The organism is Candidatus Palauibacter sp. (genome assembly GCF_965208055.1).
Classification (GTDB): Bacteria; Gemmatimonadota; Gemmatimonadetes; order Palauibacterales; family Palauibacteraceae; genus Palauibacter.
Genome location: NZ_CBDBNY010000004.1, coordinates 626,093 through 652,879, shown reverse-complemented (window position 1 = coordinate 652,879; position 26,787 = coordinate 626,093). Strand labels below are relative to the sequence as shown.

General features: G+C 67.1%; 16 protein-coding genes and 6 pseudogenes. 10 read left to right on the top strand and 12 right to left on the bottom strand.

Annotation, left to right across the window (positions count from 1 at the left end):
• Positions 1–104: 104 nt before the first annotated feature.
• The 4 genes from ACOGXI_RS03045 to ACOGXI_RS03030 are packed head-to-tail and all read right to left on the bottom strand — an operon-like array spanning position 105 to position 9,274.
• Entirely contained in the window at positions 105–3,209 is a 3,105-nt protein-coding gene (locus ACOGXI_RS03045; RefSeq protein WP_419937419.1) for an efflux RND transporter permease subunit, read from the bottom strand.
• The gene (locus tag ACOGXI_RS03040) at positions 3,206–6,616 is read right to left on the bottom strand and encodes an efflux RND transporter permease subunit (RefSeq protein ID WP_419937418.1); all 3,411 of its coding nucleotides are present in this window, start codon (positions 6,614–6,616) and stop codon (positions 3,206–3,208) included. Before ACOGXI_RS03040 ends, ACOGXI_RS03045 begins: the two co-directional genes overlap by 4 nt.
• 13 nt (positions 6,617–6,629) lie before the next feature.
• Positions 6,630–8,027 (bottom strand): TolC family protein, encoded by a 1,398-nt coding sequence (locus tag ACOGXI_RS03035; RefSeq protein WP_419937417.1) that lies wholly within the window; start codon positions 8,025–8,027, stop codon positions 6,630–6,632.
• Positions 8,024–9,274, bottom strand: a complete 1,251-nt coding sequence (locus ACOGXI_RS03030) for an efflux RND transporter periplasmic adaptor subunit (RefSeq protein ID WP_419937416.1) — start codon at positions 9,272–9,274, stop codon at positions 8,024–8,026. The genes ACOGXI_RS03035 and ACOGXI_RS03030 overlap by 4 nt, the downstream gene beginning before the upstream one ends.
• A 322-nt stretch (positions 9,275–9,596) precedes the next feature.
• Between ACOGXI_RS03030 and ACOGXI_RS03025 the strand changes: the two genes are divergently transcribed.
• Both ACOGXI_RS03025 and ACOGXI_RS03020 read left to right on the top strand, forming a co-directional pair.
• Positions 9,597–10,403: an enoyl-CoA hydratase/isomerase family protein gene (locus ACOGXI_RS03025; RefSeq protein ID WP_419937415.1), complete on the top strand. Its 807-nt coding sequence runs from the start codon at positions 9,597–9,599 to the stop codon at positions 10,401–10,403.
• Positions 10,404–10,647: 244 nt separating this feature from the next.
• Positions 10,648–12,157, top strand: a pseudogene (locus ACOGXI_RS03020) (IS1380 family transposase).
• Between the two features lie 217 nt (positions 12,158–12,374).
• Here the strand turns inward: ACOGXI_RS03020 and ACOGXI_RS03015 are convergent.
• The 4 genes and pseudogenes from ACOGXI_RS03015 to ACOGXI_RS03000 all read right to left on the bottom strand — a co-directional run.
• Positions 12,375–13,019: pseudogene (locus tag ACOGXI_RS03015) on the bottom strand (transposase); the annotation flags it as partial.
• A 235-nt stretch (positions 13,020–13,254) separates the two neighbouring features.
• Positions 13,255–14,541: a group II intron reverse transcriptase/maturase gene (ltrA, locus tag ACOGXI_RS03010; RefSeq protein WP_419937414.1), complete on the bottom strand. Its 1,287-nt coding sequence runs from the start codon at positions 14,539–14,541 to the stop codon at positions 13,255–13,257.
• 753 nt (positions 14,542–15,294) lie between these two features.
• Positions 15,295–15,459 (bottom strand): annotated as a pseudogene (locus ACOGXI_RS03005) (transposase); the annotation flags it as partial.
• Between the two features lie 74 nt (positions 15,460–15,533).
• A complete protein-coding gene (locus tag ACOGXI_RS03000; RefSeq protein ID WP_419937413.1) occupies positions 15,534–15,758 on the bottom strand; it encodes a DsbA family protein in 225 nt (74 codons plus the stop codon).
• Here ACOGXI_RS03000 and istA point away from each other — a divergent pair.
• The 3 genes and pseudogenes from istA to ACOGXI_RS02985 all read left to right on the top strand — a co-directional run.
• Positions 15,671–16,426: pseudogene (gene istA, locus ACOGXI_RS02995) on the top strand (IS21 family transposase); the annotation flags it as partial. The gene ACOGXI_RS03000 and the pseudogene istA sit on opposite strands and share 88 nt — an antisense overlap.
• A 565-nt stretch (positions 16,427–16,991) precedes the next feature.
• The gene (locus tag ACOGXI_RS02990) at positions 16,992–17,162 is read left to right on the top strand and encodes an ATP-binding protein (RefSeq protein WP_419940142.1); all 171 of its coding nucleotides are present in this window, start codon (positions 16,992–16,994) and stop codon (positions 17,160–17,162) included.
• A gap of 285 nt (positions 17,163–17,447) precedes the next feature.
• Positions 17,448–17,852 (top strand): ATP-binding protein, encoded by a 405-nt coding sequence (locus ACOGXI_RS02985; protein ID WP_419940141.1) that lies wholly within the window; start codon positions 17,448–17,450, stop codon positions 17,850–17,852.
• Positions 17,853–18,462: 610 nt separating this feature from the next.
• Here ACOGXI_RS02985 and ACOGXI_RS02980 read toward each other — a convergent pair.
• From ACOGXI_RS02980 to ACOGXI_RS02970, 3 genes and pseudogenes are all read right to left on the bottom strand, one after another.
• Entirely contained in the window at positions 18,463–18,843 is a 381-nt protein-coding gene (locus ACOGXI_RS02980) for a hypothetical protein (RefSeq protein ID WP_419937412.1), read from the bottom strand.
• 11 nt (positions 18,844–18,854) lie between these two features.
• Entirely contained in the window at positions 18,855–19,391 is a 537-nt protein-coding gene (locus tag ACOGXI_RS02975; protein WP_419940140.1) for a PDZ domain-containing protein, read from the bottom strand.
• A gap of 672 nt (positions 19,392–20,063) precedes the next feature.
• Positions 20,064–20,352: pseudogene (locus ACOGXI_RS02970) on the bottom strand (transposase); the annotation flags it as partial.
• Positions 20,353–20,407: 55 nt separating this feature from the next.
• On the opposite strand from ACOGXI_RS02970, the gene ACOGXI_RS02965 reads away from it, so the two are divergent.
• The 3 genes and pseudogenes from ACOGXI_RS02965 to ACOGXI_RS02955 all read left to right on the top strand — a co-directional run.
• Positions 20,408–20,716, top strand: a complete 309-nt coding sequence (locus tag ACOGXI_RS02965) for a transposase (RefSeq protein ID WP_419937411.1) — start codon at positions 20,408–20,410, stop codon at positions 20,714–20,716.
• A 150-nt stretch (positions 20,717–20,866) separates the two neighbouring features.
• Entirely contained in the window at positions 20,867–21,886 is a 1,020-nt protein-coding gene (locus tag ACOGXI_RS02960; RefSeq protein ID WP_419937410.1) for an IS110 family transposase, read from the top strand.
• A 230-nt stretch (positions 21,887–22,116) separates the two neighbouring features.
• Positions 22,117–22,944, top strand: a pseudogene (locus ACOGXI_RS02955) (IS3 family transposase); the annotation flags it as partial.
• A gap of 307 nt (positions 22,945–23,251) precedes the next feature.
• Here the strand turns inward: ACOGXI_RS02955 and ACOGXI_RS02950 are convergent.
• On the bottom strand, positions 23,252–23,509 hold the full coding sequence (locus tag ACOGXI_RS02950; RefSeq protein WP_419937409.1) for a hypothetical protein: 258 nt from the start codon (positions 23,507–23,509) through the stop codon (positions 23,252–23,254).
• Between the two features lie 248 nt (positions 23,510–23,757).
• Here ACOGXI_RS02950 and ACOGXI_RS02945 point away from each other — a divergent pair, with 248 nt between their 5' ends.
• Positions 23,758–24,708, top strand: a complete 951-nt coding sequence (locus ACOGXI_RS02945; protein ID WP_419937408.1) for an IS5 family transposase — start codon at positions 23,758–23,760, stop codon at positions 24,706–24,708.
• Positions 24,709–26,631: 1,923 nt separating this feature from the next.
• Positions 26,632–26,769: a hypothetical protein gene (locus ACOGXI_RS02940; protein ID WP_419937407.1), complete on the top strand. Its 138-nt coding sequence runs from the start codon at positions 26,632–26,634 to the stop codon at positions 26,767–26,769.
• The last annotated feature ends 18 nt before the right edge of the window (positions 26,770–26,787 follow it).

Sequence of the window (26,787 nt, the reverse complement as noted above, 5' to 3'; positions counted from 1 at the left end):
CTGAAACCGGACCTGGATAGACGCGACCGTACCATCTCGACCCCCGTCAGCTTTTGTGTGTCTTGTGCGCCCCGGCAGACCGAGGCCTGCCGCCGGGCGTGCCGTCAGATACGGCGTGCCACGATGTAACGATATGCGACCGGAATTGCGACGAGTACGAACAACGTACTCGAGATCAGCCCACCGATGGTCGCCAGCGCGAGCGCGTTCCAGATGTTCTGATCCTGGGAGGGAGCGAAGAGGACGAGAGGCAGGAGTCCGAACACCGTCGTCAGCGTCGTCATGAGGATGGGGCGCACGCGCTCCAGCGTCCCCTGCACGATCGCCGCGCCCGTCGGCATGCGTTTGCGCACCTCGCCGATGTGGTAGACCACGAGGATGGCGTTGTTCACGACGATGCCGCCCATCATGATCGTGCCGATGAACGCGGTGCGGGTGAAGGTGGCGTCGGTATAGAAGAAGATGAGGAAGACGCCGATGAGGGCGAACGGCAGCGAGAAGAGCACGACGAACGGCGCCGCGAGCGACTCGAACAGCCCCGCGGTCACCATGTAGATGAGGAGGATGGAGAAGGCGAGGACGACCCACATCTGCGTCGTCTCCTCCGTCGTCCAGCCCCCGAAACGGGACTCCTCGATCCTGTATCCCGGCGGCAGTTCCATCGCGTCCACCACCGCGTCGCGCACCACGTCGCCGAGCTTTGCCGGCCCCCTGAACTCCCAGGCCACGGTCCTCTCGTACTGCTGGTCTTCACGCCGGATGCTGGCCAGGACCTGCCGGCGCCCCACCTCGGCCACGCTGGCGAGCCGGAGTTCCTCGCGGGAGGAGATCGGCACCCGCAGGTCGCTCAGATCGTAGAAGTCGAACTCGCGATACCCGTCCACCTTGACGGCGTACTGGACCTCCTCTCCGCCCACCCGGATCCGGCTCCCGGACGGACGGCCCTCAATGTTGCGCGACACGTAATCGAGCAGCTGCTCAACGGGGAGATCGTAGGCGGCCAGCGCCTCCCGGTCCGGCTCCACGTAGTACTCGAATTCCTTGTCGTTCTGGTACCAAGAGCTGTTCGCGTTCGGGTCCACGTCGCGGATGCGGGAGAATCGCGTCAGCCGCGACGCGATCTCCTCGGCGATCTCCTGCACCGTGAGGTAGTTGTACCCGAGCACCTGGAGACTGTAGTTGGGCGGACTCGAGCCGCCGCCGTAGAAGCTGGGACCGTATCCCCGGACAAAGACGTCGACACCCGAGAACCCGTAACTGTAGGCCACCATCTGGTCCTTGATGGCCACCGGGATCGACGTATGCTCGATCTCCTCCGTGAATTCCGCGCGCATGCGGGCGTAGTTCGGCTGGACCCGCGCCTCGAAGCGTTCCACTTCATCGATCGTGGCGAGCTTCGCCTCGAAGGAGCGCGCGAGTTCGTCCGTGCGCTCCAGTCCGGCGCCGCGCGGGAAGCTGATCGTGATCGTGATGCCGCTGCCACGCCCGCCGAATCCGCTCCAGTAGCTCCCCGTGTTCACGTGCTCGTCGAACAGATACCAACTCCCGGCGAGACTCCCGAGGCAGATGGCCGCGATGACGACGGGGTGCCGCAGCGCGAACCCGAGGAGCGACCGATATCCCGCGATGTAGAACGGTTCGGACCGTCGCGTCGGCGCCGACGCGGCCTCCCCGGTCGTCACGGCCGGATCGACCACGGCCCCGGCGGAGTCCCGCATGCGGGCGACCCGCGAGGCGAGGGCCGGGACGAAGGTGAACGCGACGAAAAGGCTCGCGATGATCGAAAAGCCCACGGCGAACGAGAGCGGGAGGTAGTAGACGCGCAACTCGCCCTGCAGGAAGAGGAAGGGTACGAGCACGATCGCGGTCGTCATCGTCGCGGCGAGGACCGGCAGGACGACCTGGCGCGCCCCGCGGCGCGCCGCATCGGATGGACCCGCACCCCCCCGACGGTGACGCTCGACGTTCTCGAGCACGACGATCCCGTTGTCGACAACGAGGCCGAACCCCCACGCGAGGCCCCACAGCGTGAGCAGGTTCAGCGAGAAACCGCCGATGTAGAGGAAGTTTACCGCGGTCAGGATGCTGAAGCCGATCGTCGCAAACACGACGAGGACGGCGCCGAGCGACCGCAGGAAGATCGTGAGTACGATGAAGATTACGATCGCGGCCGCGATGGCCCGGAGCCGAAGCTCCGTGATCTGCTCCCGGATGTTCTCGCTCTGATCGCGCAGCAACTCGAGGGCCACGCCCGCCGGGAGGGCGGACGCCAGTTCGGTCATCTCGGCCTTCACGTCGTCCGCGACCTGGATCACGTTCGTGCCCGACTGGCGGTACACGTTGATCGAGATCGTGGGCTGGGAGTTGATGCGCCAGAAGAACATCGGATCTTCGGTCTGGTCGCGCACCTGTCCCAGATCCCCGACGCGGATGGGTCCATCCGGCCGCGTGAGGACGATCATCTCCGCGATGTCGGACACCTCGAGCGCCCGGGTGCGGACGGCGATGGCGAACTGCCGTCCGTCGAGTTCGACCGAACCCGGAGCTTTCGGCTCGGAAAGCTCGACGATCCGGTCGCTGACCTGCTCCGGCCGCAGCCCGAGCGCCTCCAGCCGGCCCCGGTCGAGTTCGACGGCGATCTCGCGGCGTTCGGCCCCGTAGACCTCCACCGCGGACACGCCCGGCAGTCCCCGCACGAACGGCTCGATCTCCTCCTCGGCGATCTCCCCGAGGCGCGCGAACGTATAGGGGCCTGTCAGCGAAAAGGTGAGGAGTTGCTCCTCTTCCTCCGCGAATTCCTGCGGCACGTACTCGGAGATGCCGGGCATCACGCCCTCGGGCAACTCATCCCGGATCGAGTTGATCCGCTCGCTCAGCTCGAGGCGGGCAAACTCCATCCGCGTCTCGCGCTCGAAATCGATGTCGATCCGGACGCTGGAACCCGTCCCGCGCGCATCGGCGGCGGACTCCGAAACGACCTTTTCCACCCCGCCGACCTGCTGAATGACCGTCTCCAGCGGCGCCGTCACGAACGCCTCCAACGCCTCGGGCGAGGCGCCGTTCCAAATGGCGGTGACCGTGAGGCGGGGGAACTCGACTTCGGGCAGGTCCTCGACCGGAATGAGCCGGAAGCTCGTCACGCCGAGCGCGAAGAGGGCGACGTAGATCGCCGCGGTCGCCACCGGTCGGCGGATGGCCAGATCGATCATGGTTCCACGCTCCCTCTCGCCATGCCCGGAGCGGCCGGTCCCGAGCGGCCGCCGAGGCCGTACGCCGGCTGCGGCTGGGGCGCAGCCGGATCGCGGCGCTCGGGCCGCGGGTCCGGGTCCCGTCCCACCGACACGGATGGTTCGACCATGATCGAGTATACCACGGGCACGACGATGAGCGTGAGGAACGTCGCGGAGATGAGACCGCCGATCACCGCGATGGCCAGCGGCGCGCGGAGGTCGGCCCCGGCTCCCAGCCCGGCGGCGAGCGGGAGGAGTCCGACCACGGTCGTGATGGTCGTCATCACGATGGGACGGAGCCTGAGCCGGCCCGCTTCAAGGATCGCATTCCGTTTCGTCAGGCCGGATCTTCTCCGCTGATTGATGAAGTCGACCTTCACGATCGCGTCGTTGACGACGATGCCGATGAGGATCACAAGTCCGATCCCGCTCATCGCGTTGACGCCGTCCCCGGCGATCCAGAGCGCCGTCACCGCCCCGATGGCGGCCAGCGGTACCGCGGTGAGGACGACGAGCGGCTGCACGAGCGACTCGAACTGCGCAGCCATGATGAGGAAGACGAGCGCGAGGGCGAGGGCGAAGGCAAAGGTGAGCGAGCGGAAGCTGTCCTGCATCTCCTCGTTCTCGCCGCCCACGCGTACGGTCGTGAGCGCCGGACGGGGGATATCCGCGATGGCGGCTTCCACCTCCTGCACCGCCGTCCGCAGTCCGCCGTCGGCCACGTCCGCGAGCACCTGAATCGTGCGATTCTGGTCCTCCCGCCGGATCTCCACCGGCCCGAACCCCTGCCGAACCGTCACGAGTTCACCGATCGGCACGCCCTGAAGCCGAAGCGCGAGCACGCGGTCGAGTTCGCGCCGCGCCGCCTCCGGGATCGTCACCCGGATGTCGATCTTGTCGGCGAATACCGAGTACGCGTTCCTCGTTTCAGAACCGCGCAGGTAGTCCTCGATCGCGGTCGCGACGGACGTCACGGTGATCTGGTGCCGGGCCGCCACCTCCCGGTTGACCTCGATGACGAGTTCCGGCTGCGTGCGCAGGAAGTCGAGCCGAACATCCGCCAGCGTCGAGATGCCCTCGAGCCGGGTCTCGATCGCTTCGGCGACCGGCACGAGTTCATCCAGTTCCCCGCTCTGCGCCTTCACCGCGAGATCGGCCTCCCCGATCGCCAGCGCCCTGCCGAGCGACGTGGCCCGCCCGGTCTCGATCGTCACGAAGGCCGGATCGAGTCCGCTTCCCGGGAGCCGCTCGCGGAGTTCCGCGATGGCTTCGGGCGTCGGCCGGGACGATCCGGCGAGCTGCACATCGAGGGCCGCGTTGTTGAGTCCGGTCAGGTCGCGCGCCGCGAGTTCGCTGCCTCGGCTGCGGCCCACCCGGGTGAAAATGCCCGAGACATCCGGCATGTCGAGGAGGAGCCGCTCCACATTCCGGGCCGCCTCGTCCGTGGTGCGGATCGGCGTCCCCTGCGGAAGGTTGAGCTCGACCCAGAACTGCCGCTCGTCGACGTTCGGCATGAGTCCGCGCGGAAGCGACGCCGCGAGCACGACCGCGCCGGCGAGCGCGATGACGGCGATCGCGACCACCCGCAGCCGGTGTTCCAGTGCCCATTCGAGCGTCCGCTCGTACCGGCCCGCGAAACGGACGAACCCGCGTTCGAAGGCCCGCAGGAAGGGACCGAAGACCCGGCCCAGAAACCTGCCGCCGCCCGTCGCGACATCGACGCCGGTGAGCCGGACGGAGCGCCCCACGTAGGCGACCCCGCCCCCGACGCCTCGCACGGACGCGACGGCGCCTGCCCGAACGGCTCGGCCGGCCCGACGCACGCGGCCCGGCCGCTCGGTCTGCGCAGCCTCGAGCTGCTCTGACGCGGAAGTCTCGCTCTCGACGTCGGCCGCTGGCTCTCCCCGCTTCCCCCGGGCCACCTGAGCCGCCAACACCGGAAGCAGCGTGAGCGCGACGAGCAGCGAGGCAAGCAGCGAGAAGGTCACCGCGAGCGAGAGATCGCCGAACAGCGCGCCCGCCACGCCCTCCACGTACAGCACCGGACCGAACACCGCGATCGTGGTGAGCGTGGAGGCCGTGATCGCGGCCGCCACTTCCCGGGCGCCCCGCCCGGCCGATTCCCTCGCGCTCCCGCCCGACTCCTCGCGGTGCCGGAAGATGTTCTCGAGCACCACGATGGAGTTGTCGACGAGCAGGCCGACCCCGAGCGCGAGACCGCCGAGGGACATGATGTTGAGACTGACATCGAAGGCGTAGCAGAGGGCGAACGCCGCCATGACCGAAATGGGAATGGCGAGCCCGATCGCGAGCGGATACCTCGGATCGCGCAGGAAGAGGAAGAGCACGAGGAACGCCAGCGCGCCGCCGAGCAGCAGCGCGGAAACGACATTCGAGATCGCGTCCCGGATGAAGGCCGCCTGGCTGGAGGCGACCTCGATCGATACCTCGGGGAACTCCTCGCCCAGCTGAGCCAGCGTTTCGTGCACCCCATCCGCCACGCGGACCGTGTTCGTCCCCGCCTCCTTGAACACCTGCAGCCCGACCGCCGGCTCTCCGTTGAAGCGGGCGATCGTCTCGAGATCCGCGATCGTGTCGGCGACGGTGGCGACGTCGCTCAGCCGCACCGGACGGGCTCCGGGCCCCGTCGGGCGGGAAATGACGACGTCGAGCAGTTCCCCCACCTCCCGGAACTGGCCCAGCGTGCGCAGGCTGTACTCGAAACGGCCCCGCTGGATCGTGCCCCCGGGGGCGTTGAAGTTCGCCTGGTCGAGCGCGTTCGAGATCTCGTTGATCGAGACCTCGTGCACGTCCAGGTACTCCGGGTCCACGATGACCCGCAGCTCCCGCTCGGGTCCGCCCGTCAGCCCGGCGAGCGAGACCCCGTCCAACTGCTCCAGACGGCGCTTGAAGACGACTTCGGAGATATCGCGCAGGCTGCGCAGGTCGGTCCCGCTCACCGCCAGCGTCATGATCGGATCGCTGGTCGGATCCGATCTCAGAATCGTGGGCCGCTCCGAGCCCTCCGGGAGCCGGTCGGACAGGTTGTCCAGCTTCTCGCGGGTGTGGAGGGTCGCGAACTCCATGTCCGTGCCCCACGCGAACTGGAGCTGCACGAGCGACTGTCCCTCCCGCGACCGTGAGGATATGCGGCGCGCCCCCGGGATCGAGTACAAGCGCTGCTCGATGGGTTCCGTGATGAAGCGTTCGACTTCGGCGGGTCCCGCGTCCGAATACGTCGTCCAAACGGAGAGGGTCGGAAAGGCGACATCCGGCAACAGATCGATGGGCAGACGGAGGAACGACACCACGCCCAGCACGCCGATGCCCACATAGAGCATCGCCGTAGCCACCGGCCGCCGAAGGGAGACGTCGGGAAGCGCCATTAGCGAGGTTTCGTCATGGGCTGCCGGGCCTGCCCTCCATGTACTCGGAAAGGTTCGCCCAGGCGATCAGGTAATTGTACTGGTTCTGGATCAGCGACGTCTCGGCACGCTGAACCGCATCGATCGCGCTCTGAAGCTGAAGGAAACTCGCGGTGCCGAGCCGATAGCGCTCCTGTTCCATGTCGAGGCGTTCACGGGAGATCGCGTATTGCTGCCGCAGCAGATCCAGCGTCTGCGCCCACTCCTCGATTTCCGATCCGAAGCGACGGACATCGCGTTCGATTTCCAGCCGCCGGCTCCGCAGATCCTCCTCGGCCTGTCGCTTGGCGGCCGACGCCTGGGCGTTCTGCACTTCCCGGCGAAAGCCATCGAAGAGATTCCAGGAGGCGCTGATACTGAATCTGTGACTCGTGTCTCCCGGGTCGAACTGCCAGAACGAATCCTCGGGACCGAAGTTCTCCCCGCGCCCCCAGCCCAGCCCGAGGGTGATGGTGGGCAGGTAGTTCAGGCGCGCGGACCACAACGATGCCGCGGCAGCGGACCGCTCGGCGTCGAGGGCCAGCAATCCGGGATCGGAGGTGACAGCCGTCTCCACGATCACGTCGATATTCGGCACCCCCTGGGGCATCCCGTCGTCGCCCGCAAGTACGAGACCATCGCCGGCTTCCGGTGGGAGGCCCATCGATACGACCAACTGCCTCAGGCCATTTCGCAGCTGGTTTTCTTCCGAGAGCAGCCTGATTCGGGCATCGAGAAGCTGCGACTGGGCGGCCAGAACATCGGTGCGTTCCACAGCCGCGATCTCGTATCGCCGGCGAGCGATATCAAGTTCGAGTTCCCGGTCGGTGATCTGATCTCGGGTAAGCTCCAGCAGGTCCTGGCGCCGCAGTGCTTCCAGGAATTCCCGGCGCACCGCCAGAACCACAGTGCGCTGTTGGTCGTCATATCGCCGGTGTGCGGCCCGCAGGCTTGCGGCAGACCGCGAGATCTCGGAGAACCGCCGTCCGCCGTCGAGCAGGGTCCAATTGAGGTTGATCCCCTGACTCGCTCCCTGACTCGAAGAGCTGAGGGTCTGCGGGAGCGTCTCGGACAGCCCCTCCTCGCCAACGAACGTGGTCCGAGAGAAACTTGACCGGCTGAGACTGGCGTCAACGCCAGCCCTCGGGAGGAACGCCCCCCACGCCGCCAGCTGATCGGCACCCGCTCGATCCGCTTGCGTCCGGGACACCCGCAGCACGGGACTCTCGCTCATGGCGATCCGGATCGCCCTCGTAATATCGAGCGTGTCCGGCAGTGTCGGCCCCTGCGCCTCCGCCGGCACCGCGACCCCAAGTCCTCCGGCCATCAGCAGGGGTACGAGGGCGACCACACCGCGGACCTGCGGCGAGCAGCCTCCGGCTCCGCGCCTCACCGCGAGCCGTCCGTCGAGCCGTTCTCGGCGCTGTCGGCGGGCGGCTCCGGAGCGGTATCGAGTTCGCTGTGGTTGTCAATCCGCACCTGGGCGTCGTGCGTGAGCGTGGCGTGGCCGTCGACGAGCACGATTTCGCCCCCCGCCGGCACGAAGGTGTCGTCGCCGTCCGGGTTGGGGATGATCTCGAACTGCGTGTCGTTCTCGAGGCCCAGCGTCACGTACTCCCACTGCGCGCGACCCGTCTCCGAACCCGGCGCCCCCGGCTCGAAGACGAACACGACCTGGCGCCGGCTCCGTTCGACGACGGCTTCTTTCGGCACGAACGTCCGGTCCGCGAGTTGACGGCCGGCGATCCGCACATTCCCCGGCATGCCCGGGACGATGCGGGTTTCTGGGTTCGACAGGCGCACGGTGACCCGCGCCGTCTGCGTCTCGGGATCGACCAGCGGGTTCACGCTCACGACGCGCCCCTGAAAAACCTCTCCGCGAAGCGCCGGGAAGGTCGCGGTCGCCTCCCGTCCCACTTCAATGAGGGGGAGTTCGGAGTGGAGGACTCCGGCGTCGATGTCGATCTCGGACAGGTCCACGATGGTCGCGATCGAGTCGTTCGCCCGGACCCGGCTCCCCTGCGCCACCGCGAGGTTCGCGACCAGGCCGGCGAAGGGAGCGACGATGCGGGTCTTCTCCAGTTCGTAGCGCGCTTCCGCGAGTTGCGCCTCCTGATCGGGGAGGCTCACCCGAATGCGAGCCTGCTCGGCACGAGCCAGCCGGACCGAGTCGGGCAGTTCCTCATCGAAAAGCACCCGGTCCAGATATTCCGCCTGCGCGCGCGCCACTCCGGCCTCCGCCCGCTGCGCCCGGAGTTCGTAGAGCGTCGGGTCGATCCGCGCCAGGAGCTGTCCTGCGCGCACATGCTCCCCTTCCTGCACCGGCACCGCCGTCACGGGCCCCTGGACGTCGGCATGGAGCGGCGCGCGGCGGAGAGACGCGGCGCGCCCGCTCGCCGTAACCCAGAGCACGAAGGTATCGCGCTGGATGACGGCCCCTTCGACGGGAAGGAAGATATCCGTGGCGAAGGCAGCGGCGGAGGCCGTCCCCCGCACCGCCTCCGCCACCGAGTCCGCGGCGGGGTCGCCGAAGGTCTCCGGCCCCTCTTCCTCGTCCTCGCTCAGCCGCATGAAGATGCCGACGACAGCCGCACCCGCGATGAGCATGACGATCAACGTGACCCAATGACGTGCCTTCATAAGCTTCGCACCGCTGTGTTCGGGGCGCGTTCTTCGCCCGTCGATGTTCAAGCCGTCCCCTCGAGCGTCTCCCGAGGTCGTCGACCGCCGGGTATCCGTCACCGAACGTCGGTCCGAGTGGTCGCGGCAAGCTGAATCTATCGCAAGACTGTCAACCGTCTATCAACATCAGGGATCGCGGCTTTGACACCGGGACGCACCCGAACCGTTGTACGGTCCCGCGGACCGACGGTCACAACCCGGGGGCGGAGCCTAGGCGGGCGAGGACGCCCGGTCAACTAATTTGCTAGTAGAACCAAAGCGAGAGCGGTGAGGAGAAAACATGATCCAGAGCAGGCATGAGAACGGCACGACCGAGATCCGAATGGCGCACGAACCGGCGAACGTCCTCACCGTCGAGTTCTCCGACGCGCTGGCCACGGAGTTCGAAGGTCCCCGGAGGGACGACTCGGTGCGGGCCGTCGTGCTGACGGGCACGGGGTCCGCCTTCTCGGCGGGTGTCGAACTCTTTCGCGTCGTCGATGAGGGCCCCGCGTACGTCGAGGCGCTACTGGACGGCCTCGGGGCGTTGTTCTCGATGCTGCGCGCCTTCCCGAAGCCGCTCGTCGCGGCCGTGAACGGCCACGCGGTCGCGGGCGGCGGCGTCATCGCCTGCGCCTGCGACTACCGCATCATGGCGGCGGGCGGAGGACGCGTCGGGCTGCCGGAACTGAAGGTCGGAGTCCCCTTCCCCGCGATCGCCTCCGACATCGTGCGAAGCGCCATCCCGCAGCGACATCAGCGGGAGGTCATGCTGCTCGGCCGCCTCTACGGTCCCGAAGGCGCGGCGGAACGCGGCCTCGTGGACGAGATCGTGCCGGCGGCCGAACTGCTCGGGCGGGCGCGGGAGATCGCGCTTGACCTGGCCTCGATCCCGGCCGCCGCCTACAGCCTGACGAAGCGGCAGTTCGCGTCCGCCGCGGGTGATGCCATCGATCTGGAGCCGGAACTCCGGTCGATCTGGGCCGCGGACGACACGCTCGAACACATCCGGGGCTACCTGCAGCGGACGCTGGGCCGCTCCTCGACGGCGCACCGACGGAAGACACGGGAGGGCCGTTCGGCGGACACCCCGGATACCGTGGGTTAGCACCCCGGAGTTCGGCGTTGCCAGAGCCACATGCAAGGCATGAGATCGGGACGGACAGGAGACCGACGCCGTGTAGAAGAAGCGCAAGTTGCTTCGTGGAACGGGCGCCGGCTCTCGGCGCTAGACCTAAGGCAAGCGCGATCCACGCGCGGGGCTCTGCTAAAGAATACCGGAAAGGCCTATCCTGATTGTCGATAGCGGATTCGAGCGATGGACGCCCGGTCCCAACCAGGAGGCCTTTGCGGTGAACGGAATATCGCATCACAAGAGCAGGATGAACAGTGCCCGGCGGAAGCGGGAGGCGAGGGCGCGGCGGCGGGGCTCCCGACCGAAGCCGGTGTTTTCGGCGGGCGGGCTCCACTACGAGATCGGGGCGCGGACGAGCGCCAAGAGCTTCGGGGGCATCGGCGCCGTGCGGCGGCTGGTGTCGAGGCTGGGGCTGGCGCGGGAGGTCGACCGGCGCCTGGAGCTTCTGAAGCGGCACCTGCCGTACCACGAGTCGGACCATGTGCCGAACATCGCCTACAACCTGCTGCGCGGGGGCGCGCGGCTGGAGGATCTGAACGGCCTGCGCCACGACGCGGCCTACATGGACGCGCTGGGCGCGGAGACGATCCCGAGTCCGACGGCGGCGGGCGACTTCACGCGACGCTTCTCCTAGTCGGACGTGATCGAGCTCATGGAGTGCGTCAACGCGGTCAGGCCCAAGCTGTGGCGGGGCCGGGGCCGGGATCTGCCGGGGCCGGTGGCGTACGTGGACATGGACGGGACGCTGGCACCCACGCTGGGCCGCAAGAAGGCGGGCATGGACATGTCCTACAAGAAGGTGTGGGGCTATCACCCGCTGGTCGTGTCGCTGGCCAACACGGCCGAGGTGCTCTACGTGGTCAACCGGCCGGGCAACGCGGTGAGCCACTAGGGGGCGGCGGAGGGGTCGACCGGGCCCTCGACCTGGTGGCGCCGCACGCGGAGCGGGTGTGCGTGCGCGGGGACACCGACTTCTCGCTGACGGTCAACTGCGACCGCTGGAGCGAGCGGGCTGACTTCATCTTCGGCTATGACGCGCAGCCGGCGATCATCGAGCAGGCCGAGGCGCTGGGGGCGGAGGAGTGGAAGCCTCTGGAGCGCAAGCCGCGCCACGTGTCCCGGACGGGGAAGACGCGGAGCAAGCGGCCCGACGAGAAGGGACGGATCGTGCGCGAGCGCGGTTACGTGAACAAGCGGCTCAACTTCGAGGACGTGGCCGAGTACGACTACCGGCCGGCCAAGTGCCGCCGGACGTACCGGATGGTGGTCGTGCGCAAGAACATCAGCCGGATGAAGGGCGAACTCACCCTGGTCGACGAGATCCGCCACTTCTTCTACGTCACCACCCGGAGGGACCTGAGCGCGGCCGAGGTCGTCCGGCTGGCCAACGCCCGCGCCGACCAGGAGAACGTGATCGCGCAACTCAAGAACGGGGTGAACGCGCTCCGGGTGCCGGTCTACGACCTGGTGAGCAATTGGCCTACATGGTGATGGCGGCCCTGGCGTGGAACCTGAAGAGCTTCCTGGCCATGATGATGCACCTCAAGACCGACCGCCGGAAGTACGCCGCCATGGAGTTCCGGCGCTTCGTCCGCGAGATGATCCTCCTGCCCTGCCAGGTCATCCGCCGGGCACGGCGCACCACGCTCAGGATCATCGGCTGGCAACCCGCCACCGACCGCCTGTTCAGCATCTGGCGCACCATCGAGCGGACCGGCTTCGGCTGACGCCGTTCCCGGTGCTCCCGCTCCCTCAACGCCGACTCCGACTCCGCCGGGACCAGTGTCTCCCCGCTCCATGCACCGGCCCCACACCCCTCCACCCACCCGGACGAAAGGATCCCGCATCCCGCCCCGGCGCCTCCAAAACGGCTTCCCGACCGGCTCTCAGAGCCATAAATCCGCGACCCGAAGTCACAGTGACGCCCCGCCGGCCCTACTCGCTGTTGCCGGGCCGGAGGACGGCGGCGAGCGGGTGGTGTCCGCAGAAGACGTACAGCGGCAGGAAGCAGTAGTGGCCGTAGTAGCCGTGGAGGAAGCGGCCCTGTTGCCTTCCGTGCGTCTCGTCGTCGGTGCAGTCGATGTCGAGGACCAGGCGTGCGGGGGGCGGGCCGGTCCGTGACTCGATGAACAACTCGGTGAGGAGGGCCTGCATCGCCTGCGGGTCGTGGCTGATCCTGTGGTACCGGCCCGGCTCTCCACCTCGGGGCGCGTGTTCGAGCCGGTTGAGCGTGCTCTTGCCGGCCAGGGCGGCGCAGTCCTTCCGGGTGGCCCCGGTCTTGTCGCCGAGAAGGCCCAGCACGGGATCGTGCCGCAACTGGTCGTGGTCGTTCAGATCCTCGTAGCCGAGGGCGAGGGCCACGATGCGTTGGGCCACCAGCGTGGAGACGGAGTGCTCCGTGAGCCGCGGATCGCGGTGGTCGGTGAAGCAGGCGGCGACGCGGTCGAACAGGCCGATCGCTCGCCCGCTCTCCCTGAGCAGCAGCGCCCCGGCGTGGGAGGTGATCGTGCCGCCGTTGAATGCGGCCGTGACCTTGCGACCCTGACAGCCTTGAAAGGCGAACGAGATGGGCTTACGCTGTGTCGGCACCGGTCCTCCTTTTGTGTAGCCGCCATGTTATTGGGGAATAACAATTTAGCGACTACTGGAGGCCGGTGCCTACTTCATCCTGGTAGAGTCAGGGGGTGGCGCGGTGCCCGTAGGGTCCGGTGCGTTGTCCGTCGCTTTCGCTTCGGTACTCAGTCCGGCTCCCTTAGGTCCGTTTCCACTCCCCTGCTCATCGAACCGGACGTGCGGGTTTCCCGCATCCGGCTCTCAGCCGGGATCATGCCTTCGCCCACGGAAGGTCTCCGGTCGTCGGCTCGAGGCGCGTCAGGCCGTAGCGGCGCCACAGCCGTTCGTCGGAGAAGCGCACGTATCTTCCCGACCGCACCTTGTGCTTCCGCCGGAGCCACTGTCGCAGCCGCCGGATCGCGTGTCGGTCCACAGCCGCGTAGGCCGGGCTGACCTGCCCGAGATCGAAGTAGTTCGCCCACCCCGATATCATCCGGTTCAGGCGTCCCACGACTTCCTCGGCTTCCAGCCATCCGCGTCCGCGGTTCGTCTCTTCGCTGATCCGGCGGCAGATGCTCTGAACGCTCGCCTTGCTCGGTCGTGTACCGATGTACCGGCCCCCGTCCGTGGGGCGATGGTTCCAGCCGATGCGGTATCCAAGGAACTCGAAGGACTCCTCGGGGCATCGGAGGCAGCGGGTCTTCCGCGCGTTGACCGGTAGCTTCAGTCGTTCCATGAGCCGGTTGACCGCCGCCAGCATCTCCGCCGCCGGGGCCTTGCCGAGCACACAGAAGTCGTCCGCGTAGTTCACGATCTCCGCACCGAAGCGCCGGGCATGGCCCAGCGCCTTCCAGCTAAGGATGAACCGCCGCATGTAGATGTTGCTCAACAGCGGCGAGATCGGAGCGCCTTGCGGCGTCCCCTTTCGTTCCTTCCGCGCCCGGTTCGTGCGGCGTGTGCCGCCCTTCCCGTCCTCCTCGACCACCGGCATTTCCAGCCACGCCTTGACGAGTCCAAGCATCCGTCCGTCGCTCACGCGCCGCGCGATGCTCTTCATCAACTCGGCGTGCGGTATCTCGCCGAAGTAGTTCGAAAGGTCCGCATCGACCACTTCGTTGCGGCCCCCGCGCAGCAGACGGTGGATCCGCCTGACCGCGTCCTTGGCGCTTCGTCCCGGCCGGTATCCGTACTGCTCCGGCTCCAGGTCCGCCTCGAAGATCGGCGACAGCACCATCATCGCCGACGTCTGCGCGACCCGGTCCCTCAGGCACGGGATGCCCAGGGGACGGAACTTCCCCGGCTGCTTCTTCGGGATGAGCACCCGTCGCACCGCACGCGGCTCGTAGGTGCCCTCCCTCAGGTCCCGCGACAGTTCCCCGACCCAGCGCTCCACTCCGCGAGCCTCGACATCCGCGACCGTCTCACCATCGACTCCGGCCGCTCCGCCGTTGCGTCGGACCATCCCCCACGCCGCCAGCAGGAAGTCCTCCCGCCATACCTTGTCGGCAAGGGCGTGAAAGCGCCGTCCGGGTTCCTCCTTCGCTTTCGCATGTAGCACGGTCCGGAGTTTCCGAACGCTTGCCGACCCTCTTAGGCTCTCGCCAGTGGTCATGTCCCTGCCCCCTTTCCGTACCGCTCCCAACTCAGGGCCCCTTCCCTCGGCGGGCGTTACCCCGCGTCCCCGGTACTACGGGCCCATCCGCCACCCTGCCCGGCCCGGCCTGCCCCTCGCGGGGTTCCGGTTGCCATGTGCCCGGCACCGGCAGGGCTTCCCGTGTTGCTGCGCCTTCCATCTTTCCATACGTGCCGGCGCCACTACCCCGGCGGAAGCCGGCCGGTGCCCTCGTCGCTCTCTTCCCGGCCAGCCGGCGGCCTTCCCCTATTCTCAGGAGGGTCGGCTTCCGCAACGCCCGTTTCGAGGCCTGCTCGGCGTTCACTCGCGTTCCGGCCCGCGTGGTCGCTGAGCCGCCCAAGGCGACCCTTTCGCCAGAGTGCTTCAGTCCATGTCGTTACCTCCGCGAACCGCTCTGGCCGCTACCAGCTGGAGCGACAGTCGCTGGGTGGGATTCGCACCCACCAGGAAAGCGCGCCTTTCCACGGCGCACTGAGAAATCCGGGCTAGGAGCTTGCGCGGTAGAACGGTCGCGAAGGGCGGCGGATCCCGGGAAGCGCGGCCGCCCGGGAGCTGAGGGGCGCCGGTTGTCGGCGGGAGCCGCCGTCGCGCGGGCGAAGCCGCCGCGCAGGCGCCGTTTGCGCGTGGATCCGACCGCCTTTCGGGCCCGGGAGCCCTCCGGCGCGAAGATTTCGCCCCTCACGCGGCCAGAAGGATGTGGAGGCGCCGCGCGTTGAGCGCCAGACACACCAGATCCCACTCGCCGCGCACGTTCTCCAAGCCTCTCAGGCTGAACCTCCTGAACCCCATCGCCTCCTTGATCCAGCCCCTCGGAACCTCCGCGATCCACTTGCGCTTCGCGTACGTCTCCGCGGGCCAAAGGAGAGCCGTCCCGAAGACGCGGCGGCTGCAAGGGATCGACGTCGCGCCCGTCCAACTCAGAGGATCGTCTTTCTTGCTCTGTGGTATCCTAACCGACGGTTTGGGCAAGGCTCTCCATCGCGCCCTCGAAGTTCCCCGGAGAACACGCCGTTCAAGACCACGAACGCAGGCGTACCGGTAACGCCCAACCGGGCTGCCAGCCGCATGTCTTCCTCGATGCGGCGGACTGTATCCGGGTCTTGCAAGCAACGGGCAAACCCCTCCCTGTCGCGAATCCCCAAGGATACGGCCCCACTACCTGGACGAAGGACTAACGGTGACGGAGATCTCCCGCGAACTGGGGATCAGCCGTCAGACGATCTATCGCTGGATCAACGAAGGGGAGCTGGACCGGGACCTCGAGGAGGTCCGCTACGGTCCGCGGCCCCCGGTGCCCACGAAGCTGGATCCGTACAAGGCGATCGTGCGGGAGCGGCTGGAGGAGTACCCGGAACTGACGGCGGTCCGGCTGCTGGCGGAGATCCGTGCAGCGGGACACCCCGGCGGCTACACGCAGCCGAGGGAGTACGTCCGGAAGGTCCGGCCCCGTGCTCCGGCCGACCCTCTCGTGCGGTTCGAGACGGACCCGGGAGTGCAGGGCCAGGTGGACTTCGCCCACTTCCGCTTCCCGTGGGGCCGCCGCTACCTGCTTCTGGTCGTGCTCGGCTACTCGCGGCTGCTGTGGCTCCGGTTCTACCCGCGGCAGGACATGCCGACGCTGCTCAAGGGTCTGGAGGCGGCCTTCGGCTTCTTTGGCGGCGTGCCGCGGGACCTCCTGTTCGACCAGATGAAGAGCGTGATCGTCCGGGATCTGAGGGGCGAGGGCGGCCGCGTGACCGAGAACGCCGAGTTCCTCCGCTTCGCCGCGCACTGGGGCTTCCGGCCCCGGGGCTGCCTGCCGGGCGAAGGCGAAGGGGAAGGTCGAGCGCCCCATCGGCTACGTTCGCAAGAGCTTCACCTACGGTCGCAGCTTCGCCGGCGACGCGGACCTGAACGCGCAGGCCGAGTGGTGGCTCGGGAGCGTGGCCAAGGTCCGGATCCACGGCACCACGCGAGAGCTGCCCGCCGAACGGTTCGAACGCGACGAGCGCCATGTGCTCAGGCCGCTCGCTCACAGGCCCTACCACTCGCTCGCGCTGCCCGCCGAGCGGGAGGCCGAGACGGTTCGCCGGCTCGCCTCGGTGCCCCGGGTCACCATCGAACGGCGTCCCCTGGCCGAGTACGACCGCCTCGCCGCGGGGGTCTCGTGAGGCCCGCCAAGCGGCCAGGCCGCCGCGACCCGATCCGCGCCCAGCTCGCCGACCTCAAGCTCCCCCGTGCGCTCGAGGCCCTCGACCCCATCCTCTCCGGCGTCGACGGAGGCCGCTTCACCGCCGCCGAGGCGATCGAGAAGCTCCTCGCCGCCCAGATCGACCTGCGCAACAACCGCAGACTCCAGGCCGCCATGCGCGCCTCCCGGCTGCCGACCGTGAAAGATCCTGGCCAACTTCGACTTCAGCTTCCAGCCCTCGAACAAGCGCGAGCAGATCGACTCCCTGCACGAACCCTCCTTCCTCGACCGCAAGGAGAACGTCGTCTTCCTCGGGCCCACCGATCCAGTGACATACTGCACCACCTTTCTATGTGACTACGGTGTCAATAGTTAGCTGATCCGGGTCCAGAGTTCGCGGAGCCGGATGGTCCACGGGGCATATGGTACAACCTGCCGTCCCGGAAGGATGCCCCTGCAGAGGAGCCTGCCAACGACCGGTGGGCTGACGTCCAGGGACGCGGCTGCCTCCTGCAGGGTGAGCAGCTCCTCCCGCGCTGGTAGGTCGCGGGGTCATGGACGGGGACGCCGTGATAGTGGCGCAGGCTGGTGACCCGCCCCGCCGTCCAGTTGTTGTTTCGGCCCGTCTTGAGTCCGAGGCGGTTCAGGATCCGGGCGATCTATCCGTCCCGGACCATGGCTGCGAGTTCGCGTACGATGTCCACGACCTTGCGGTCCGTCGTGTCGCGCTGTTGTCCTTCGACTCCAGCAACGGCTCAAGGTCCTCACCCACCGGGCCCTGTTGATCGTCGACGACATCGGATACATCCCCATCTCGCGCGGCGGAGCCACCGTCTTCTTCCAGCTCGTCAACCGGCGCTACGAGACCGGCTCCACCATCCTCACATCCAACCAGAGCCTCGAGGAGTGGGGCCGCATCTTCGGCGCCGAGGTCATGGCCACCGCACTGATCGGCCGGCTGCTCCACGACTGCCACATCCTCAACATCCGCGGTAACAGCTACCACATGTGCTCGCTGACTGACTCGGTACCAGGTGGTCCGTGTGAATGGCGGGCGAAAATGTGACATATGCAGCGAGTGAAACAGTGACACCCGGCCGGAGGGGACCTCAGGGTGACGTCTCCGCCTCCGTGGTCGAGGGGTTGTTGCGGAGGGTGCTGAAGACATCGGCGTGCCGCCTCAGCAGCAGAATCTAGATCCCTACACCCCGGAACCACCCGCACCGGGGGCACGCGCGGCATGGAGCAGCGGACCCCCTATCACGGGTTCAAGAAGGTTATCCGAAAGCCCAAGACCCCGAAGAAGTCAACCTCGGCGAGGCCGGCAACCTTCGACTTGCCGAAACCATCTGAAATCCTCGCCGGTAATAGATGCGTGCACCGGCTGAGATCGCCGGCATACTCCACCTTGAACTGTCGCAGTGCGTACCGCCAGACCATGGGCCCACATCCTCCATTCCGATCTGCCAAGTGCGCCTACCCTCGAGCCAGTAATGGCCCCGGGCGGTCAGACGTCACAAAGGGCCATGGTCCAAGATCTGGGGTCTATCCTGCACCAAAGGGTTAGTACGTCGTCCACAATGCTCTACATCGTTCTTCAGGCGACAACTACACTGCTACACTGCCGCACGAGGGCGCCACGCCACACTTCTCAATCACCTTCCAGCACAGCCACTTCAAACGTAGCACAGGAAATCAAAGTTGATATACCATACCCCGAGGTGCTCAGTACAAGTGATCCAATTCATGGCCACAGAGTAGTCGCAATTGTCCATGGCAACGTCCCATGCCATATCTACGGCCCAACCCGGGCACTCATTGACGCTGCTCGCCGATGTATCACAACCGAATGCACCGAGGGGCAAGGACATCTCCATGTCGATGGATTCGTAATTTTTGAAGCCCTCCGCTATCGACAGTCCTGATACCTGAGTGGCAGTCAAATGGACTGCACGTGAGACCACATCTTGATTCGCGGCCACAATATGGCTGGGTGCCGCCAGAGTTATGGCAAGCACCGTCCCCAGCAAAATGTTACGTCTCGACAAATGAAGCATCGTTTCTCTCCTCAACCTAGTAGTAAATTCGCATGTCGCGCCAAGGATAGACCCCGTATCACGGCGCCGAAGGGGCGATGGACCCAGAGGTCCGATGCCTCAGCACTGCCCGTTGACAGGTCGCGTTTGAAGCGATTACGAGATCTGGCATTCGGGCATCCCGTGCTCAACTCCGCCAAGGCGACTCGTGCAACAGATACTTCGATTAACTTTTCACCCCGGTGAACTTCGATTTCCTCTATCGCGCCGGGCTTTCCCCCGTGCCACGGAGTCGGGAGTTCCCGTGCATCCCGTCCATTGATACGAACGAGTCTGTCTCCGACCAAGAGGCCGGCCTCCTCGGCCGGGGAACAGGGATGGATCCTGACGATTATCGGATAAGGTCGCTCGGATGGCGGAACAATGACGGAGTTGCCCTTGTCGTCAAGAAGCAACCCGCCAGGAAAGGGATTGTAGGCTATTCCGGTGACGCCACGGGACGGGTCCGGTTCGCGGGGGTCCCCCAAAGCTTGTCCGTAAGCCGATTGAGAGCCCGTCAGCGTCAACATCACACCTAACCCGAAGTAAAGTCCAACCATGCGGGTGTCCATTATCATCCTCAAATCCCTTGGATTTCGAGTGCTACGATCGAGGACTCGTCAAGGCCGCCGACATGGAGCGTCCATACCCTGCGGCCTCTCGCTTCGAGCAACCTCTGATCGTCCCGAAGCGTCGTCTGCACCAGGTAACGGGCGGTCGCGCTGTACCCAAATCCGCCCGTCCGCATCAACGAGAAGCCGGGAGATGGCTGCTGGTTCCGACGGCTCGCCGAGTTCGCGAATGTCCCGCCGCCACGCTGGAGCAAAACGGAGGCCGAGGTTCAATGTCGATTTCCAGCTGTTTCATCGCCACACTCACCCCATCCTACGTAAACGGCCGCCACGATTCCCGGCGAGCATCGACGCCTCCGAACGGTGGACTACGGTTGAATCGGAACGAAGCAAATGGTACATGGAGCGGTAGAACATCGCAACCCCTAGCTAGTTCCCGTCCATAAATCGCGTTTCAGCAGTGGTTTAATGCGATGTCTTCCTCGATATGAGGCCAGTATCTTGGCCCGTGATCGCGTTCTTGGGCTCGCCGGGAGTTCTGACCGACGTCCGCGTGACCTGCGGCGACCAGCAAGCTCCCGGCTCCCGTGAGCCGGCCTCGCAGCGGTCCCGTCCGGGCCCATCCTGCCGCTAGGCGGGTTTCAGTCTCAGCTCGCTCCGGGCGAGCACGACCAGGTTGTGCGTGACGATGGCCGACCACACACGCCCGGAAGTGCTCCAGGCCCCGCCAGTTACACCGCCTGAGGCCGAAGCAGCGCTTCAGATACGAGATGGCCGCCTCCATCCCGGCCCGGAATCTCCGCAGCCGGCCGTAGGCGCCCGCCGAGGATGCCATGTCCAGCGTCTTCAGCCCCTGCTTCTTGTGGAACACCATGTCACGGACGCCCAGCGCCTTCGCCCCGCTCAGGTTCGCCTTGGAGTTACCCCGAGTTGGTGGACACCTTTGAGCGTTGGTCACAACGAGGAGGTGTCGCATGTCGGGACGGAGATACGCGCCGGAGTACAAGGCGCGGATGGTGGAACTGGTCCGTGCGGGACGGAGCGCGGACCAGCTGGCTCGTGAGTTCGAGCCCTCGGCGACGGCGATCCGGCGCTGGGTGGAGCAGGCCGACCTGGACGAGGGACTTCGCACCGACGGTCCGACGACGGCCGAGCGCAGGGAAGTCCGGGAACTGAAGCGCGAACTTCGCCGGGTGAAGATCGAGCGCGATATCCTCGCAAAAGCCACGGCCTGGTTCGCCAAGGAGAGCGGATCGATCCCCCGAGGGGGTTCCGGTTCGTGAGCGATCACCAGGCCATGTATCCCGTGCGCGTGATGTGCCGCCTGCTGGGTCTCTCCCCGAGCGATGGAGTGGACGCCCCCTCCCGACGGCATCGCAGTGTGCCACGATGGTTCCGAGCAGTTCCGAACCATCCGAGGGAGGAGGCATCCAATGGAAGAGGTTGGCGTGATCGGAATCGATCTGGCAAAGCGCAGCTTTCAGGTACATGGCGCGCGGGCGGACGGGTCGGTGGCGTACCGGAAGAAGCTGAGCCGGGGGAAGCTGCTGAGTTTTCTCGCGTCGCAGCCGGGCTGTGCGGTGGCGATGGAGGCGTGCGGCAGCGCCCACTACTGGGCTCGGGAAATCATGGGGTTGGGTCACGACGTGAGGCTGGTGCCGCCGGTCTACGTGAAGCCGTTCGTCAAGAGGCACAAGAACGACGCGGCGGACGCGGAGGCGATCTCGGAAGCGGCGCAACGGCCGACCATGCGTTTCGTGGCGGTGAAGACGGAAGCGCGGCAGGCGCGGGGGATGCTCTTTCGCACACGCGACCTTCTGGTGCGCCAGCGCACGCAGACGATCAACGCGCTTCGGGGCCACTTGGCGGAGTTCGGCGTCGTGGCTCCTCAGGGCACGGCCCGGGTCGGGTGCCTGGCCCGGGTGGTCGGGGATCCGGACTCCGGCCTGCCGGAGGCGGTCGTCGAGCTGGGCGGGCTGCTGCTCGAGCGGATCGGTGAGCTCGATGAGAAGATCCGCGGACTGGACGGGAAGGTCGGGGCAAGCGCGCGGGAGGACGAGGAGGCGGCTCGGCTGATGACGATCCCGGGGATCGGACCGATCACCGCGCTGGCGATCCAGGCCTTCGCGCCACCGATGGAGAGCTTCCGGCGGGGGCGCGACTTCTCCGCGTGGCTTGGCCTGGTGCCGCGGCAACACACGACCGGGGGCAAGCCGAGGCTTGGCCGGATATCGAAGATGGGCCAGCGCGATCTCGGGCGGCTGTTGATCACCGGCGCCATGGCGGTCATCCGTCACGCGAGCCGGGGCGGCGGAACGACCGATCCCTGGCTGGCCGGGATGTTGGCGCGGAAGCCGAGAATGCTGGTCGCGGTGGCGCTGGCCAACAAGATGGCGCGCACCGCCTGGGCCGTGACGACGCACAAGGAGAGTTATCGCCCTTCGTTAACCTGACGGCCACCGGGCCTAAGGGCGGGCAGCAGTCGGGGATGTGAGCGGGACGTAAGAACGGGTAGGGGCAGACGGTCGATGAGACGGGATCGGGAAAACCAGTTAGTACCCGAAAGCTCGCAAGCTTGTCCGAGCGATATGGACCTGATCCGCGTACCTCCATACGGGCCGGCGGCGGCAGGCCGCATGAACAGGCCGGATAGACGACAGCACCCGACCAACCCGCACCCGAGCCGGTCTACAGACGGCTTGCATCAACGGGGGCGTCCATAGACGGGTACTATGCGTGGCGGACGCGGGAGCCGTCTCGGCGGGCGCGGGAGAACGAGGCGCTCAGTGCGGAGATCGTCGAGATCCACGCCATGAGCGGGGGGACGTACGGGGCGCCGCGGGTCCATGCGGAACTCAAGGCGCGAGGCCGCGAGGCGAGCGTGGGCCGGGTGGCGCGGCTGATGCGGGCGGCGGAGATCGAAGGGGTAAGTCGGCGCCGGAAGGGCGGGACGACGAAGCGGGCCGCGAAGTCCAAGCCCGCGCCGGATCTGGTGGAGCGCGACTTCTCGGCCTCCGGGCCCGACGAGCTGTGGGTGGCCGACATCACGTACGTGCCCACCTGGGCCGGCTGGCTGTATCTGGCCGTCGTGCTCGACGCCTGGAGCCGCCGCATCGTGGGCTGGTCGATGGCGACGCACCTGAGGACGTCGCTGGTGCTGGACGCCTTCGACATGGCGCTGGCGCAGCGGCGCCCCGAGGGGGTGATCCACCACAGCGACCAAGGCAGCCAGTACACGTCCTACGCCTTCGGCGGCCGCTGCCGGAGGGCCGGGGTCAGGCCCTCGATGGGCTCGGTGGGCGACGCCTACGACAACGCCATGTGCGAGTCGTTCTTCGCCACGCTTGAGTGCGAACTGATCTGGCGGCGCTCGTTCCGGACGCCCGGCGAGGCCCGGCGGGAGGTGTTCCGGTTCATCGAGGGCTGGTACAACCCGCGCCGGCGGCACTCGAGCCTCGGCTACGAGTCGCCCGCCAGCTTCGAGGCGCGCGAGAAGGGAGAGGCGGCGTGACCCCCGGGCCGCGTCCCTCTCCCACGGTCCGCCACGCCTTCGGCGCGGCGACCGCCCTTCTCTCCCGCGAGGTGGCGAGAAAGGAGGAAACCACCACTTTCACCTGTCCACTGAAACGGGGTAAGTCCATTTCCGCGATCCCGATGGCGGCGTGCTCACGTATACCGCCGCATCGTCCGCCGCCTGCTCTCCGGCACCGAGCCGTAGAACTCGCGGTGGCGCTCGATCATCGGGATCAGACGCCCGCTGTCGGTCGGGTTCCCGCGCCCGATGACCGCGTCCAGGACCAGGCCGCTCGCACCTGCGCTCAGGTTGAGCTTGTGCCCGTACTGACGCGGCCCCGCTTGCTGATGATGTCGGTATGGGGCTCGAACAGGCTCAGCACCTTCTCCCCGGCCGGCACCTTCTCGCCCTTGAGCACACGCCGCTCCGTCTGATCGATGACCCGTTCAACGAGCTCCCGGTAGCCGACCATGTCCTCGCGCCACGCCCGCACCCACGGCTCGCCGGACTCATCGGCCGCCGCCAGAGCCCTCGGTACGTACCGAAGCGTCTTCCGTACCACCGCCAGCAGCTTCCGGTAGGACTCCTCCCGCCCGCGGCCCCGTGACTCGACGCTTTCATGCTCCAGCGCTTCGCCGCACGGTTGTGGTCGTGGAGCCGGAACGCTCCCGCCCCCAGTTGCTTCCGCGCCCGCAACAGCAGCCGAGTTAGAACCCTCACCCCCGTCGCACGAACAAGTCACCACGGCCAGATTGATGGGCCAGGGGAGTTGATGGGGCGGTTCGGACCAGTCGGCTCGGGGGTGGGGCGATGGATCAGGTGACGTTTTCGGACGTGGAGTACGAGGGGAAGAAGCGGAAGACGCGGCGGGAGGTGTTCCTGGAGCGGATGGACGGGCTGATCCCCTGGAAGCGTCTGGAGGCGCGCATCGAACCGTTCTATCCGAAGGCGGGCCGTGGCCGGCGGCCGTATCCGCTGTCGGTGATGCTACGGATCCACTGCGTGCAGCTGTTCTACGACATGAGCGATCCGGGCATGGAGGATCTGCTCTACGAGGTGGAGTCGGTGCGCCGGTTCGCGGGCCTGAGGCTGTCGGGACCGATCCCGGACGAGACGACGATCCTGAACTTCCGTCACCTTGTGGAGCGTCACGGTCTGGGACGGGGTCTGTTCGAGGAGATCAACGCGCACCTGGCGGGCCGGGGCTACCGGGTACGGCGTGGAACGATCGTGGACGCGACGATCATCGCGGCGCCGTCGTCGACGCGGAACCGTGAGGGAGCGCGGGATCCGGAGATGCACCAGACGAAGAAGGGCAACGAGTGGCACTTCGGGATGAAAGCGCACATCGGAGTGGACGCGGAGACGGGTCTGACGCACAGCGTGCGGACGACGCCGGCGAACACGCACGACCTCAGGGAGGCGGGGGCTCTGCTGCACGGGGGTGAGACGGAGGTGTGGGGGGACTCGGGCTACCGTGGGATCGAGCGCTGGGTGGATACGGGCGGCCGGGACGTGAAGTGGACGGTGGCGATGGCCCCGGGGCGGCGGCGCCTCCTGGACCCGGACGGCGCCAAGTGGCGGCGGGAGCGGGCGAAGGCCTCGGTCAGAGCCAAGGGGGAGCACCCGTTCCTGTACCTGAAGCGTCACTTCGGCTACCGGAAGGTCCGCTACCGGGGGCTGGCGAAGAACACCGAGCGGATCGCGCTGTTGCTCGGCTTCTCGAACCTGCTGATCGCGGGTCGCTATGCGACGGCGTAGGGCCGCGGCGGGAGACATCCGTCCCGGTCGGACGGAAGCGGGGGGTCGCAGGGCCCAAAACTCCCGTTCTCGGCCTCTCGGAGCCCCTCCAGGGACCGGCAGACGACCAAATCGGCGTCATTCAGCCCAACACCGGCCGATCTGTGGGCCTGTTCAGATCTTCCCTAGAGGTTCGACCGAACGGGTTCCTAATGGATTATGTCATAGTACTGATACTCCCACGCACAGCAAGGGTAGTCCCGGTGTGGAACCGGGCAAGGTTGGGTGCACGACTTAGAACACAAAGGGCCAGGGTAGGCACCGCAAATTTCGGTGCTAGTTGCACTACTTTGCGTCGCTGCGAAAGATATCGCGAGCAGAGCGACGATGGACGCTGCCAAGGTCGTCGGGAGTAGGGTGGACCACTTGATCCGCACGTTCATGTTGTCTCCTCGTCGAAAGGGGAGGCGAGGTAGGAGCGGTTTCTCCGGGCACGTTGAGCAACATGCGGCAATCTCAATTGAAGATCAAGGGTTCTTCCTCTGTGCTGTCAAACCGCAATAGAAATGTCCTCCCCGGCGGCTCGGGTTTTGCCCCGCCCCCGGGCCGGTTCGGGGGAGCGGGACGGTTCGTTTCCGTTAGACATCGCTTCCTTCTCACGGCGGTGATCCCACCGGGGGGATGGCCCGCCGGATGCTCGCCTCGAAGTGCTTTCGCCATAGGTGGTCCGGGCCGGGCTTCGGGGGCGCCGGTTTCGGCTTGGGGGGCTTGGCGGGGGCGGCGTCGCCGGGGCGGGTCGCTCGTCCGCGGGCCGCACGTCGAGGTAGCGGTCGCCGAAGCGGAATCGGACCTCGCCGTCGAGGCGGCGCTCGACGACGACCTCGTCGGACGGGGCGATGCTGTCGGCCTCCCGCTCCGGGATCTGCCAGTAACTCCGGGTCGAAGCGCTCCAGCGGCAGGATCTGCTCCTCGGTCAACTCGAACTCGCGCTCCCGGACCGGCTTCTCCAGCCTAAGGAGCGCTTCGTGCCTCGTCTTCAGCCCGTTCCGGATCCATAACCCCGCACGCCGCCCGACCTCACCTGTACGCCTCTGAGCATGAACTCCTCGGCCGTCCGCTGCGCTCCGTCCGTCGGGTGGGCCGCGGCGCCGGGGCCAGGATCGCCTCCTCGACCTCCGAGGCGACACCGGTCGGTTGAAGGCCACGAACTCCTGAAATGCGCTCCGGCAGCCCCCCCCCCGCTCCGTACATCTGGAAGTTCCGGACGTCGTAGTAACTGCGGCCGCCTGCAGCCCGAGGTCCGGCGCTGCCCAGTTCCTGGACAAGTTCTAGCAGCTTTAGTTAGTGGTGCCGACTTTCTGAACAGCGGGACCGCTCAACCCGTCACGCCGCCCCGCTGCTGAGATTTTCCCGGGCGCGGGCCAAGAGTTCGGTACCCGTTACCGTTGGCGGAGCGAGCCGCAGTTTGTAAGTACGCCCACATACGCCGACGTGGGACGCCGGTGCTCCCACGCCGACCGCGGCAACCGGATATCCCGGCTCACCTGAGGTAGGACCAAAGGGTGTGTAAACCCGGATCCTGCGATCGTGGGCGCGGGGCTCGTCCGGGAGAGCGGCCGTAGCCGGGCCGGGGAAGCCTGGACGATAGTGTGATCATAGTTTCGGACTATGGGAAAAGCACCATCCGGGGTCCTACGTTCAGGGTGGACTGACGAAGGTTCACCGCGTCACGGAGGACACCCGAATGGTGCGTGGAAGCGACTATACCGGACGGCGCCCGCACGTGCAAGGATCGGCGGCGGCGACGGGCGGCTGACCGACGCGGGCGGCCTGGTCGTGGTCCGGAAGCTGTGGGACGCGCTGGGGCTGGGCCGGTGGATCGATGGCCGGGCCCGGAGCGTCCCCGGCCGCTACCGGCCATCGCTGATGGTCGAGTTGTAGGTCGTGCTGCTCCTGTACGGCGGCGGGGCGATGGACGACCTGCCGCTTCTGGAACGGCGGGGCGTGCGCCGCATCTTCGCCTGGACGCGGGTGCCGCACCCGGCCACGTTCGGGCGCTGGCTGCGGTGCTTGGCCCGGTGATGTCCCCCCTGCTCGACG

Excerpts from the sequence above, each read along its gene's own strand:
- ACOGXI_RS03045 (WP_419937419.1), bottom strand. The coding sequence starts at position 3,209 with ATGATCGATCTGGCCATCCGCCGACCGGTGGCGACCGCGGCGATCTAC.
- ACOGXI_RS03040 (WP_419937418.1), bottom strand. The coding sequence starts at position 6,616 with ATGGCGCTTCCCGACGTCTCCCTTCGGCGGCCGGTGGCTACGGCGATG.
- ACOGXI_RS03030 (WP_419937416.1), bottom strand. The coding sequence starts at position 9,274 with ATGAAGGCACGTCATTGGGTCACGTTGATCGTCATGCTCATCGCGGGT.
- ACOGXI_RS03025 (WP_419937415.1), top strand. The coding sequence starts at position 9,597 with ATGATCCAGAGCAGGCATGAGAACGGCACGACCGAGATCCGAATGGCG.
- ACOGXI_RS02980 (WP_419937412.1), bottom strand. The coding sequence starts at position 18,843 with ATGCTTCATTTGTCGAGACGTAACATTTTGCTGGGGACGGTGCTTGCC.
- ACOGXI_RS02975 (WP_419940140.1), bottom strand. The coding sequence starts at position 19,391 with ATGTTGACGCTGACGGGCTCTCAATCGGCTTACGGACAAGCTTTGGGG.
- ACOGXI_RS02965 (WP_419937411.1), top strand. The coding sequence starts at position 20,408 with ATGTCGGGACGGAGATACGCGCCGGAGTACAAGGCGCGGATGGTGGAA.
- ACOGXI_RS02960 (WP_419937410.1), top strand. The coding sequence starts at position 20,867 with ATGGAAGAGGTTGGCGTGATCGGAATCGATCTGGCAAAGCGCAGCTTT.
- ACOGXI_RS02945 (WP_419937408.1), top strand. The coding sequence starts at position 23,758 with ATGGATCAGGTGACGTTTTCGGACGTGGAGTACGAGGGGAAGAAGCGG.